The 12,121-nt window shown below is 70.2% G+C and carries 11 protein-coding genes; 7 read left to right on the top strand and 4 right to left on the bottom strand.

The genetic code is table 11. From position 1 onward, the window contains the following. Positions 1-252 precede the first annotated feature (252 nt). On the bottom strand, positions 253-2,967 hold the full coding sequence (gene acnA, locus JS521_RS16535; protein ID WP_205083756.1) for an aconitate hydratase AcnA: 2,715 nt from the start codon (positions 2,965-2,967) through the stop codon (positions 253-255). Between the two features lie 222 nt (positions 2,968-3,189). Further along, positions 3,190-3,714 carry a GNAT family N-acetyltransferase gene (locus tag JS521_RS16540; protein ID WP_205083757.1) on the bottom strand — a complete coding sequence of 175 codons (525 nt, stop codon included), beginning with the start codon at positions 3,712-3,714 and terminating at the stop codon, positions 3,190-3,192. 142 nt (positions 3,715-3,856) lie between these two features. Here JS521_RS16540 and JS521_RS16545 point away from each other — a divergent pair, with 142 nt between their 5' ends. The 3 genes from JS521_RS16545 to JS521_RS16555 all read left to right on the top strand — a co-directional run bounded on the left by JS521_RS16545 (position 3,857) and on the right by JS521_RS16555 (position 5,897). Next, entirely contained in the window at positions 3,857-4,705 is an 849-nt protein-coding gene (locus JS521_RS16545; protein ID WP_205083758.1) for a MerR family transcriptional regulator, read from the top strand. Positions 4,706-4,804: 99 nt separating this feature from the next. After that, positions 4,805-5,140 carry a YnfA family protein gene (locus JS521_RS16550; protein ID WP_205083759.1) on the top strand — a complete coding sequence of 112 codons (336 nt, stop codon included), beginning with the start codon at positions 4,805-4,807 and terminating at the stop codon, positions 5,138-5,140. Between the two features lie 25 nt (positions 5,141-5,165). Beyond that, positions 5,166-5,897: an alpha/beta fold hydrolase gene (locus JS521_RS16555; RefSeq protein ID WP_205083760.1), complete on the top strand. Its 732-nt coding sequence runs from the start codon at positions 5,166-5,168 to the stop codon at positions 5,895-5,897. 42 nt (positions 5,898-5,939) lie between these two features. Here the strand turns inward: JS521_RS16555 and JS521_RS16560 are convergent, their stop codons facing one another. Both JS521_RS16560 and JS521_RS16565 read right to left on the bottom strand, forming a co-directional pair. Next, entirely contained in the window at positions 5,940-6,842 is a 903-nt protein-coding gene (locus JS521_RS16560) for an aminoglycoside phosphotransferase family protein (RefSeq protein WP_205083761.1), read from the bottom strand. A gap of 39 nt (positions 6,843-6,881) precedes the next feature. Then, a complete protein-coding gene (locus JS521_RS16565) occupies positions 6,882-7,316 on the bottom strand; it encodes a VOC family protein (RefSeq protein WP_205083762.1) in 435 nt (144 codons plus the stop codon). Between the two features lie 160 nt (positions 7,317-7,476). Here JS521_RS16565 and JS521_RS16570 point away from each other — a divergent pair, with 160 nt between their 5' ends. From JS521_RS16570 to JS521_RS16585, 4 genes are all read left to right on the top strand, one after another. Further along, on the top strand, positions 7,477-7,929 hold the full coding sequence (locus JS521_RS16570; protein ID WP_205083763.1) for a RidA family protein: 453 nt from the start codon (positions 7,477-7,479) through the stop codon (positions 7,927-7,929). Between the two features lie 39 nt (positions 7,930-7,968). Then, positions 7,969-8,628, top strand: coding sequence for a TMEM175 family protein (locus JS521_RS16575; RefSeq protein WP_205083764.1), 660 nt, complete (start codon positions 7,969-7,971; stop codon positions 8,626-8,628). Positions 8,629-8,797: 169 nt separating this feature from the next. After that, positions 8,798-10,327 (top strand): helix-turn-helix domain-containing protein, encoded by a 1,530-nt coding sequence (locus JS521_RS16580; protein WP_205083765.1) that lies wholly within the window; start codon positions 8,798-8,800, stop codon positions 10,325-10,327. 947 nt (positions 10,328-11,274) lie between these two features. Then, the gene (locus tag JS521_RS16585; protein ID WP_205083766.1) at positions 11,275-11,976 is read left to right on the top strand and encodes a 2'-5' RNA ligase family protein; all 702 of its coding nucleotides are present in this window, start codon (positions 11,275-11,277) and stop codon (positions 11,974-11,976) included. The last annotated feature ends 145 nt before the right edge of the window (positions 11,977-12,121 follow it).

Raw genomic sequence — 12,121 nt, forward strand, 5'->3', positions numbered from 1 at the left:
GGGCGCCGCGCGGCCCGCCCACCTCCCCCCCCGGGGGGCCCACCGGGGTGTCCAACCGGTCGGGGGTGGGGGTGTTTATCCGCCGACGCCGCGCCTGCGGGGGGCTGTTGGGGGTTGTGGGGGGTGTGGCGCCTTCCCCTGATTTCCCCGTATTCGGCCTACGGGGGGGCTGACGGGGGGGGGGCCTCCTGTGGGGGGTGCCGCCGGCTGATCAGCCGCAGGTCGGACTGGTCAGCCGCGGGCCGAACTGAACTAGCTGCGGATCAGGCTGCGCAGCACGTACTGCAGGATGCCGCCGTTGCGGTAGTAGTCGGCCTCGCCGGGGGTGTCGATGCGGACGACCGCGTCGAACTCCACACCGGTGTCGGTGGTGACCTTGACCGTACGGGGGGTGGTGCCGTTGTTCAGCTCCGTGACGCCGGTGAAGGAGAAGGCCTCCTCGCCGGTGAGACCGAGGGTCTCGGCGTTCTGGCCCTCGGGGAACTGGAGCGGGAGGACGCCCATGCCGATGAGGTTCGAGCGGTGGATGCGCTCGTAGGACTCGGCGATGACGGCCTTGACGCCGAGGAGCGCGGTGCCCTTGGCGGCCCAGTCGCGGGACGAGCCGGAGCCGTACTCCTTGCCCGCGAGGATCGCGAGCGGGGTGCCGGCGGCCTGGTAGTTCTGCGAGGCGTCGTAGATGAACGACACCGGTCCGTCGGCCTGGGTGAAGTCGCGGGTGTAGCCGCCCTCGGTGCCCGGCGCGATCTGGTTGCGCAGGCGGATGTTGGCGAACGTGCCGCGGATCATGACCTCGTGGTTACCACGGCGCGAGCCGTAGGAGTTGAAGTCACGGCGCTCGATGCCGTGCTCCGTGAGGTACTTGCCGGCCGGGGTGTCGGCCTTGATGGCGCCGGCCGGGGAGATGTGGTCGGTGGTGACCGAGTCGCCGAGCTTGGCGAGGACGCGGGCGCCGGTGATGTCCTCGACCGGGGTCGTCTCCATCGTCATGCCCTCGAAGTACGGGGGCTTGCGCACGTAGGTGGACTCGGAGTCCCACTCGAAGGTGTTGCCGGTCGGGATCGACAGCGCCTGCCACTGCGCGTCGCCCGCGAAGACGTCCTGGTAGGACTTGTTGAACATGTCCTCGCCGATGGCGTTCGCCACGACGTCGTTGACCTCGGCCTCGGAGGGCCAGATGTCGGCCAGGAAGACCGGCTTGCCGTCCTGGTCGGTGCCCAGGGCGTCCTTGGTGATGTCGACCTTCATCGAACCGGCGATGGCGTACGCGACGACCAGCGGCGGGGACGCCAGGTAGTTCATCTTGACGTCGGGGTTGATGCGGCCCTCGAAGTTGCGGTTGCCGGAGAGGACCGACGTGACCGCGAGGTCGTTGTCGTTGACGGCCTTGGAGACCTCCTCCGGCAGCGGGCCGGAGTTGCCGATGCAGGTGGTGCAGCCGTAGCCGACGAGGTTGAAGCCGACCTTGTCGAGGTACGGGGTCAGACCCGCCTTGTCGAAGTAGTCGGTGACGACCTTCGAGCCCGGGGCGAGGGTGGTCTTGACCCACGGCTTGCGGGTCAGGCCCTTCTCGACGGCCTTCTTCGCCACGAGCGCGGCGGCGACCATGACGTACGGGTTCGAGGTGTTGGTGCAGGAGGTGATCGCGGCGACGGTGACGGCGCCGTGGTCGATCTCGTACGTCGAGCCGTCGGGGGCCGTCACGGTGGTCGGCTTCGTCGGGACGCCGTTGGAGGCGGCCGGGGAGTCGGAGGCCGGGAAGGACTCCTTGCCCGCCTCCTCGTCGTCCGAGACGTAGTTGCGGACGTCCTGGGCGAACTGCTGCGCGGCGTTGGCGAGGACGATGCGGTCCTGCGGGCGCTTCGGGCCTGCGATGGAGGGGACGACCGTGGCGAGGTCGAGCTCCAGCTTCTCGGAGAAGTCGGGCTCGGCCTTCGGGTCCAGCCAGAGGCCCTGCTCCTTGGCGTACGCCTCGACGAGGGCGACCTGCTGGGCGTCGCGGCCGGTCAGGCGCAGGTAGTTCAGGGTCTCGTCGTCGATCGGGAAGATCGCGGCGGTGGAGCCGAACTCCGGCGACATGTTGCCGATGGTGGCGCGGTTGGCGAGCGAGGTGGCGGCGACGCCCTCACCGTAGAACTCGACGAACTTGCCGACGACGCCGTGCTTGCGGAGCATCTCGGTGATGGTCAGCACGAGGTCGGTGGCGGTGGTGCCGGGCTTCAGCTCACCGGTCAGCTTGAAGCCGACGACGCGCGGGATGAGCATGGAGACCGGCTGGCCGAGCATCGCGGCCTCGGCCTCGATGCCGCCGACGCCCCAGCCGAGCACACCGAGGCCGTTGACCATGGTGGTGTGCGAGTCGGTGCCGACGAGGGTGTCGGGGTACGCCTGGCCACCCCGGACCATGACCGTACGGGCCAGGTGCTCGATGTTCACCTGGTGGACGATGCCGGTGCCCGGGGGGACGACCTTGAACTCGTCGAAGGCGGTCTGGCCCCAGCGCAGGAACTGGTAGCGCTCCTTGTTGCGGCCGTACTCCAGCTCGACGTTCTGGCCGAAGGCCTCCTTCGTGCCGAACTTGTCGGCGATGACGGAGTGGTCGATGACCAGCTCGGCCGGGGCCAGCGGGTTGATCTTCGCCGGGTCGCCGCCGAGCTCCTTGACGGCCTCACGCATGGTGGCGAGGTCCACGACACAGGGCACGCCGGTGAAGTCCTGCATGATCACGCGGGCCGGCGTGAACTGGATCTCCTGGCTGGGCTGCGCCTGGGAGTCCCAGCCGCCGATGGCCCGGATGTGGTCGGCGGTGATGTTCGCGCCGTCCTCGGTACGGAGCAGGTTCTCCAGCAGGACCTTCAGGCTGTACGGGAGGCGCGCGGAGCCCTCTACCTTGTCCAGCTTGAAGATCTCGTACGACTCGTCGCCCACGCGCAGCGTGCTGCGGGCGTCGAAGCTGTTCGCCGACACGACAGTCTCCTTCTTCAATGTGCGCGTCTACCGCGCCGCGCCTCATTGGCAGCCGGCGCCGCGTTTTGCCACCTACGGCTCCGGCCATCCGCTAAGGTAAGGCTTAGTTAGGTAACCCTTACCGGGCGGCGGCTGTGGTGCGCCTCGGCAGATATCTCGATGTCGAGATAACTCTAGTACATAGCCGCCGCCCGGTCATGCCCAGGTGCCCTGTGACCGCCGTCATCCCGGAGGCCGCACACCCATCCACTGCTCGGCTCCCCACTCCTCGAACCGTTCGGCCTCGGTGAACCCCAGCTTCGCCGCGAGGCGCATCGAGCGGACGTTGGCGGTCTGGGTGGCGAGGACCACCGGTTCGCCGGGCAGCGCGCCGGCGAACCAGCCGAGCGCCGCTTCGCAGGCCTCGGCGGCGTAGCCGTACCCCCACGCCTGCGGCAGGAACAGATAGCCGAGCTCGGCCCGCCCCGCAGCCTGGCGGAGGTGCCCTGTGTCCTTGGTGAGCGTGACCTGGCCGATCATCGCTCCGTCGAGATCGACGACGAAGAGGCCGGAACGGCGTCGGGGCTCCTCGGGTATCGCGCGTTCGAGCTCGTCACGCGGCTGGGGGCCGCCGAGGAAGGCGCCCACTTCCGGGGAGGCCAGCAGCTCGATGAGCGCTCCGCGGTCCCGGGCCTCGGGCTCGCGGAGCAGGAGCCGCTCGGTCTTGATGGGTGGGGGCGGCCAGGTCACGGATCCGAGGTCAGGCATGGCGGGCAACCTACCGCAGGCCTGTGGAGGTGACCGGCGTGGTGGCTCGCGGCTCCCCCCGGGGCCCGCCCCGCCACGGGATGCCGACGCGGAGCCTCGACGCCTTGACCTTCCAGTCAGGTAGAAGGTTTACGGTCGCGGCATGACCTCCATGCGGATCTCCCAGCTCGCCGAGCGCAGCGGGGTGCCGGCCACGACCCTGCGGTTCTACGAGAGCGCGGGACTGCTCTCCGCCGACCGGACGCCCGCCGGATACCGGGTGTACGGCGAGGACGCGGTCGAACGGCTGGCGTTCATCGGCGCGGCGAAGCACCTGGGTCTTGCGCTGGAGGAGATCGGCGAGCTGGTCGGGGTGTGGGAGGCCGGCGCCTGCCTGGACGTGAAGGCCGATCTGCGGCCCCGGATCGCCGCCCGGCTCACCGAGGCCGAGACCCGCGCCGCCGAGCTCGCGGCGTTCACGGCCTCGCTGCGTGGCGCGTTGGCGCATCTGGACGCGCTGCCGGACCGGGCCGGGCGCTGCGATCCGGAGTGCGGCTTCCTGGCCGGGGGGCCGGGGTCGGGCTCGGCCCCCACCCCGAACTCGGCCCCGAACTCGGCCCCGAACTCGGCCCCGGCCTCCGGCGGGGCCCGTCGCGGACAGCCGGTCGACGTCCTCCTCACGCCCGGTCGGCGGGCCGACGAGCAGGAGGCGGAGCGGTGGCGCGACGCGCCCGTGGCCTGCTCGCTGAGCGGCGAGGGGCTCCACGAGCGCACCGCCCACTGGCGCGAGGCCGTCGACGGCGCCGACCCGGCCGCCGTGCCGGAGGGGCTGCGGCTGACCCTGCCCGTCGACCGGACCGCCCGTATCGCCGAACTGGCAGCCGCGGAGCAGCAATGCTGCCCGTTCTTCGACTTCCGTCTCCACCTGGACGGCCCGCGTCTGCATCTGGAGGTCCGGGCGCCTGCCGATGGCGGCGCGCTGCTCACGGACCTCTTCGGCTCCGCTCACTGACGCCCCCGGCTCGCCTCAGCCCGTCTCACCCTGCCCGAAACCGCACGTCCCGTCCCGTCCCGCCCCGTCCCGTATCGCCCTCACCAGAAAGTCCCCACCGTGCTCGTCGCCCGTTCCATCGCCCTGTTCGTCGTCGCCGCGCTGTTCGAGATCGGGGGCGCCTGGCTGGTCTGGCAGGGCATCCGCGAGCACAAGGGCTGGGCCTGGATCGGCGCCGGCGTCATCGCGCTCGGTCTGTACGGTGTCGTCGCCACCCTCCAGAGCGACGACAACTTCGGCCGCATCCTCGCCGCGTACGGCGGCATCTTCGTCGCCGGGTCGATCGCCTGGGGCATGGTCGCCGACGGCTACCGCCCCGACCGCTTCGACGTCATCGGGGCCCTGGTCTGCCTCGCCGGCATGGCCGTCATCATGTACGCACCGCGCGGCCACTAGTCTGGGGGCCTCATGGGGGGGGCCGATGACAACAGCCGATGCAGCACCCATCGTCTTCGTGCACGGGACACGGTTCAGCGCGGGGCAGTGGAGCACTCAACTCACCGCACTCCGCCAGGAGTTCCCGGTGACCGCCATCGACCTGCCCGGCCACGGTGCGCGCTCGGCGCAGCCCTGGAGCCTGAGCGCCGCGACGGAGGTCATCGCCTCCGCGGTGGACTCCCTCGGCCGCGGTCCGGCCCTGGTGGTCGGGCACTCGCTCGGTGGATACGCGTCGCTGGAGTTCGCGCGGAGCCGTCCGGAACAGGTGCGCGGGCTGGTTCTCGCGGGTGCCAGCGCCTCCACCCGCGGCCGGTGGGCCGCGCCCTACCGGTGGGTCGCCGGCCTGGTCCCCCGCATACCGGCGGACCGGCTGACCCGGTGGAACGACCGGCTGCTGCTGCGGCACTATCCGCGGGACGTGGTGGAGGCGACCATCCGCGCCGGCTACGCCTTCCACACCCTGCCCGCCGCCTGGGGCGAGGTGCTGGGACGCTTCGGCACGGACGCGCTGCGTCATGTGGCGGCGCCGGTACTGATCCTGAACGGCGAGAAGGACACCGTCTTCCGGTCCGGCGAGGCCGACTTCGCCCGCGCGCATCGGGATGCTCGTGTCGAGTTGATCCCACGGGCGGGACATCTGGCGAACTTCGACGCCCCGGACGCCTTCAGCGATGCCGTCCGCCGCTTCGCCCGGCAGCTCCCCGTCGCCGGCTGAGCATTCCGCTCGCACCCCCGCCGGCACGCGGGCGGAGCGCGATCACCCCGCGTCCGTACGGAGAACGCGGTCGAGCGCCGCCCGGCCCGCGGGCCCCCAGGCCGGTTTGCCGCCGGGAAGCCCCCGGTCTCCGTTCTGCCCCATGAGCATGAGGAAGAGGCTTTTCAGCGCGGCCAGTCCGCGGGCGCGCCGGACGGTCGCGCCGTCCGCACGTGCGTACGCGTCGAAGAACCGTGCGGCGGCGCCCTCGGGGAGGATCACCCACGCGGCCGCGAGGTCCCACGCCGGATCGCCGGCGAACAGGTCGCCGAAGTCGATCACGCCCGAGAGCGTCCCGTCCGACACGACGACGTTCGCGGGGTGCAGATCGCCGTGCACCCACACCGGCGGACCCTCCCAGGCGGGGGCGGCGACCGCGTCGTCCCAGACGGCCCGGACCTCCGCCGCGATGCCGTCGGGGACGACAGCTCGGAAGAAGTGGTCGAAGCCCTCGGTGTACGTGCTCGGGTGAGCGCCCCGGTCCGAAGGGCCCGGCGCGTCGGCGGGCGCCGCCACGTGGAGGGCCTTGAGGAAGTCCGCCAGCGTGTCGGCCGCATGGCCGCCGCGGCTGATCGCGGTGCGGTCCAGCGGCTCACCGGGAACCCACGTCATGATCGTCCAGTGCTTCGGGAAGCGCGCGGACGGTTCCCCGACCCGCACCGGGTGCGGGACGGGGAGCGGCAGCCGGGGGCCCAGGAGGGGCAGCCACCGGCACTCCTTGCGCTGGAGCGCCGGGGCGCGCTCCGTGCGCGGCATACGGACGGCCAACTCGTCACCGAGGCGCCACTGCTGGTTGTCCCAACCGCCCGCGACCTCGCTGACGGCCAGCCCCGCGAGGTCCGGATGCTGCTCCCGGAGCAGGCCGCGGACCAGGTCCGCCGTGATCTCGAACTCGGAGTCGGTCATGCCGAGCCACGGTACCGAAGCGGCCCCCGGCCCGGCCGCTCAGTCGAGGCAGAACTCGTTGCCCTCGATGTCCTGCATCACGAGGCAGGACTCGTTCTCCTCGTCGGCGAGGAGCAGGCGTACGCGCTTCGCGCCGAGCGGCAGCAGTCGCGCGCACTCGGCCTCCAGCGCGGCGAGGCGCTCGTCCCCCACGAGCCCGGTGCCGACCCGTACGCAGAGGTGCACCCGGTTCTTGACGACCTTGGCTTCGGGAACGCGCTGGAAGTACATCCGCGGACCCACCCCCGTGGGGTCCTGGCAGACGAACCCCGCGTCCCGCTTCTCCGGCGGCAGGGAGAGGTCGTGGTCGCCCCACGTGGCGAACCCCTCCGGCGGCGGCGGTACGACGTACCCCAACACCTCGCACCAGAAGTGGGCCACGCGCGTGGGCGACGCGCAGTCGAAGGTGACCTGGACCTGCCTGATCGACGTCATCGGACCACCGTAGAGGCGCGGCCGTTCGCCGAGCATCCGATTTTAAAGGAGGAGCGGAAGGCGAAGCGCGCTGGAAGGATGGCTGGCCCCAGCTCCCCCTGCCCCTGCTTAGGCCCTACCCCCACCGCATCCCATCCCATCCCCAGGAGACGCTCCCACCGTGACCCGTACCGGCGTCGTTTCGCTGATCCGTTCCCGCACCCTCTCCGACGTGGCCGAGTACGCCTACGCGGCCACGGCCCCCGCCGGGGCGCGGCTGATCTTCCTCGCCGGTGCGTGCCCGCTCGACGAGCACGGCGGCACCGTGGCGGTCGGGGACTACGCCGGCCAGGCGGCGAAGGCCGTGGAGAACCTGCGGACCGCGCTCGCCGACGCGGGCGCTTCGGTCGAGGACGTCATCAGCACCCGGGTCCTGGTGGCATCGGCCCGGCAGGAGGATCTCGTGGCCGCCTGGAAGGTGGTCCGGGACTCCTTCGGCGACCACGACGCGCCCAGCACCCTGATGGGCGTCACCGTGCTCGGCTACACCGATCAGCTCGTCGAGATCGAGGCCGTGGCCGCCGTGCTGGACGAGGCGGAGCCCGGCGGTCCGGCTTGCCCGCCGTCGGCGTAATGACGGGGTGAGCTCCCCCGCCCCCGCACCCTGAGGCGGATGAGCGATGCCCGAGCCACCGCCGAGAAGGACGACACGAAGGCCGATGAGAAGAGCGCGGACCGTCTGACGACCCTGGCAGACGGGATCTTCGCCATCGCGATGACTCTCCTGGTCCTGGATCTCCATGTCGAACCGGGCCTGGACAAGGATGAGTTCACCGACGCCGTGCGCCAGGCGGTGCCGGACCTCGGCGCGTACGCCCTGAGTTTCACGATCCTGGCCGGGTTCTGGCGCGACCACCGGCTGATCGTGCGTCTTGTCCCGCGCTTCGAGGGGGTGGCTCTGCGCTTCGCGCTGCTGTGGCTCGGCGCCATCGCCCTCGTCCCGTTCCCGACGGCGCTGCTCTCCGAGTACGCCGCGCGCCCGCTGACCGTGGCCGTGTACGCGGGCATGGTCGCCGTCACGAACCTGCTGGAGCTGGCGATGTTCCTGGCCGGCCGGAAGCGGACGGAGCATGCGACGGAGGCCGCCCACGGGGATGTGGGCCGGGCGGTCACCGCGGACCTGGCCTCGACCGCCGCGCTCTTCGCCGCGACCGTGCCGGTCGCCTACCTCGTCTCCCCCGTCGCGGCCATGTGGTGCTGGCTGGCCCTGGTCCCCATCAAGCTCATCCACCGGAAGCGCGCCACCGCCCGCCGGCACGGCCGGGCAAGCTGAGCACGGGGGCGAGCCGGGGCCCACCCCGTACGGACGCGCAGACCGCGCCCTCCGCTCCCGCGCGGGCGACGATGGGGAGACCCGGCGCAAGCGGAGCCGGTACACACCCGTCACTCGAACGGCACACCCCCACAGCATCCTCATCTCATATCTGAGATAACCTGCCGACATGTCAGACGACTACCTCGTACGTATCGGCAAGCTCATCCGTGACGCCCGCCAGCACCGGGGCTGGACACAGACGCAGTTGGCCGAGGCGCTCGCCACCAGCCAGAGCGCCGTCAACCGCATCGAGCGCGGCAACCAGAACATCAGCCTTGAGATGATCGCCCGCATCGGTGAAGCCCTCGACAGCGAGATCGTTTCGCTCGGCTACGCCGGGCCCATGCATCTGCGGGTCGTCGGCGGCCGCCGGCTCTCCGGGGCCATCGACGTCAAGACGAGCAAGAACGCCTGCGTCGCGCTGCTGTGCGCCTCGCTCCTCAACAAGGGGCGTACGGTCCTGCGCCGGGTGGCCAGGATCGAGGAGGTGTTCCGGCTCCTGGAGGTGCTGAACTCCATCGGGGTGCGCACCCGCTGGGTCAACGACGGCGTGGACCTGGAGATCGTGCCGCCCGCGCAGCTGGACCTGGAGGCGATCGACGCCGACGCCGCGCGCCGGACCCGCTCGATCATCATGTTCCTGGGCCCGCTGCTGCACCGGACGGAGCAGTTCACCCTGCCGTACGCGGGCGGCTGCGACCTCGGCACCCGCACGATCGAGCCGCACATGATCGCGCTGCGCCGCTTCGGCCTGGAGATCGCCGCCACGGAAGGCCTGTACCACGCGCAGGTCGACCGCACCGTCGCACCGGACCGGCCCATCGTGCTGACCGAGCGCGGCGACACGGTGACCGAGAACGCCCTGCTGGCCGCCGCCCGCCACGACGGGACGACGGTCATCCGCAACGCCTCGTCCAACTACATGGTCCAGGACCTGTGCTTCTTCCTGGAGGCCCTGGGCGTACGGGTGGACGGGGTCGGGACGACGACGCTCACCGTCCACGGGATCCCGCAGATCGACGTGGACGTGGACTACTCCCCCTCCGAGGACCCGGTCGAGGCGATGAGCCTGCTGGCCGCCGCGGTGGTGACCGAGTCCGAACTCACCATCCGCCGGGTGCCGATCGAGTTCCTGGAGATCGAGCTCGCGGTCCTGGAGGAGATGGGCGTCGACTGCGACCGCACCCCGGAGTACGCGGCCGACAACGCCCGCACCCGCCTGGTGGACCTGACGGTACGGCCCTCCAAGCTGGAGGCCCCGATCGACAAGATCCACCCGATGCCGTTCCCCGGCCTCAACATCGACAACGTCCCGTTCTTCGCGGCGATCGCGGCCGCCGCGCACGGCCAGACCCTGATCCACGACTGGGTCTACGACAACCGCGCGATCTACCTCACCGACCTCAACCGCCTCGGCGGCCGCCTCCAACTCCTCGACCCGCACCGGGTCCTGGTCGAAGGCCCCACCCGCTGGCGCGCCGCAGAGATGATGTGCCCGCCCGCCCTGCGGCCCGCCGTGGTCGTGCTGCTGGCGATGATGGCAGCCGAGGGGACCTCCGTACTCCGCAACGTCTATGTCATCAACCGGGGTTACGAGGAACTGGCCGAGCGGCTGAACTCGGTGGGCGCGCAGATCGAGATCTTCCGGGACATCTGATTGGCGGAGTGTCGTGCCCCTAGAAGATGAGGGGCGCGACACTCCTAAATGCCTGCTGACCTGCTGTTACGCACTTGCGGGACCCTTCATTGACCATCGCTGTTTTTCATCACCTTGTGCAACGCACGTGCAAGATGATCTTAAATTGGTGACGATGCATCAGAGATATCTGAATATCCGTCAGCCTTCACGGAGAGTGCTCGCCAAAGGGGCCTCGCAATGTCCGCACCGGGGGTGTCACTGGCGTTCCTGAGATTCAGAGTTCAGTCCTCGCCGCGCACGCGCATCAAGCGCACTACACCGCTACGGCCAGTTCCAGCCCGGACCTCCACGCGCACCGGCGCTCCTTCGATCATCCGGCTGACCCCCACGTCCGGGTCGGCGACCTGCTGACCGAGGCGCCCGCCGACAGCGTCCGCGACGACCCTGCCCGGGAGCGCGTCGAGACGAGCTACCACCGGCTCCCGGGCGGGCTGACACCGTGCATCTCTTTCGCCCCGTACAGCATCGCCCGCACACTGACGAACGCCGCTACCGCCCATGTCGCCCTCGGCAACACACGGGACGTCATCGAGTACGCGGAGCAGGTCGACGAACTAATAGAGCAGTCCGACTCCGACTGGAGCAGCAGTCCGACTCCGACTGGAGCCGGGCCTTGGTCCGCCTGGACGTGGCCACTGCTCTGCTCGCAAGGCCTCAGCCGGATGTGGAGCAGGCCATGGTGCTCGGCAGGCAGGTTCTCGAAGCCGGGGGTGGCCCGCCGATCCGATCGGTCATCCAGCGAGCCGGTGAACTCCACGCCCGTGCAGCATCGTGGCACCAGCTACCTGTCGTCAGGGATTACGCCGAGGCGCTACGCACTTGGCACACCACCCCGTTAACCCGTGCGGTGACCAGTTTTGCCAAGATGGCACGCTTGAGCGATAGCCGTACGAGAAGGGCACCGAGTGCTGCTGACTGAGGATCCCAGCGCGTTTCCCACCGCCCCGCCGCCGAGCGTCGATGACCCCGAGGTCATCACGGCACACGACTGGGCGGCCTTCGACCGGGTGCAGGAGATGAGTAACCACTGGGACCGGGCTGGGTGGACTCCATCGACGCGGGCCTACTACTGGATGCTCAGCTTCCCCGCCGACTCGGCGCTCGCCGAGCACGCTCGACACTGCCAAGACAAGATCCGAAACCTGAACTTCGACTCCATCGACGCGGACGGGCTGCACCTGACCCTCGGCCGGATCGGCACCACCGACGACGTCTCGCTGGAACAGTTGGACACACTGCTCGCCACGACAGCCGCGATACCTACAGGCAGGTTCCGGCTCCAGGCCATACCGATGACCGCATCCCGCGGCGCGGTCCGCTACAGCATCGCCCCGTGGACTCCCGTGCTCGACCTCCACTCCAAGCTGTCCGCCACCACCGCGCAATGCCAGCTGCCTTTGCGGAAGCCGACCGCGGTGCTGCGGCCGCACATCGGCATCGCGTACTGCAACCGCCCCACGGATGCCTGCGTTGTCCGGGAAGCGATCCGCCCGCTCCGCGACATGGACAGCGTCGGCGTCCCGGTCGATCACCTGGAACTGGTCGAACTACGTCGCGAAGACCGCGCCTATCGCTGGCGCACCATCGATCAATTGGCTCTGAACTGATCGCATCCCCGGCACCCTTCGCAGACGTACCAGCTCAGAGGCGTCCCCCGCCTCTCCGCTCCTGGGACTTTTCAGGGACTTTCAGCTCTGTCTGAGGGACTTCCGAGGGAGTTTTGGCCGCCTAACGCGGCAAGCTCGTGAAAGA

This window comes from Streptomyces durocortorensis, from assembly GCF_016901035.1.
Taxonomy (GTDB): domain Bacteria; phylum Actinomycetota; class Actinomycetes; order Streptomycetales; family Streptomycetaceae; genus Streptomyces; species Streptomyces durocortorensis.

Excerpts from the sequence above, each read along its gene's own strand:
- JS521_RS16540 (WP_205083757.1), bottom strand. The coding sequence starts at position 3,714 with ATGCCTGACCTCGGATCCGTGACCTGGCCGCCCCCACCCATCAAGACC.
- JS521_RS16545 (WP_205083758.1), top strand. The coding sequence starts at position 3,857 with ATGACCTCCATGCGGATCTCCCAGCTCGCCGAGCGCAGCGGGGTGCCG.
- JS521_RS16555 (WP_205083760.1), top strand. The coding sequence starts at position 5,166 with ATGACAACAGCCGATGCAGCACCCATCGTCTTCGTGCACGGGACACGG.
- JS521_RS16560 (WP_205083761.1), bottom strand. The coding sequence starts at position 6,842 with ATGACCGACTCCGAGTTCGAGATCACGGCGGACCTGGTCCGCGGCCTG.
- JS521_RS16565 (WP_205083762.1), bottom strand. The coding sequence starts at position 7,316 with ATGACGTCGATCAGGCAGGTCCAGGTCACCTTCGACTGCGCGTCGCCC.
- JS521_RS16575 (WP_205083764.1), top strand. The coding sequence starts at position 7,969 with ATGAGCGATGCCCGAGCCACCGCCGAGAAGGACGACACGAAGGCCGAT.
- JS521_RS16580 (WP_205083765.1), top strand. The coding sequence starts at position 8,798 with ATGTCAGACGACTACCTCGTACGTATCGGCAAGCTCATCCGTGACGCC.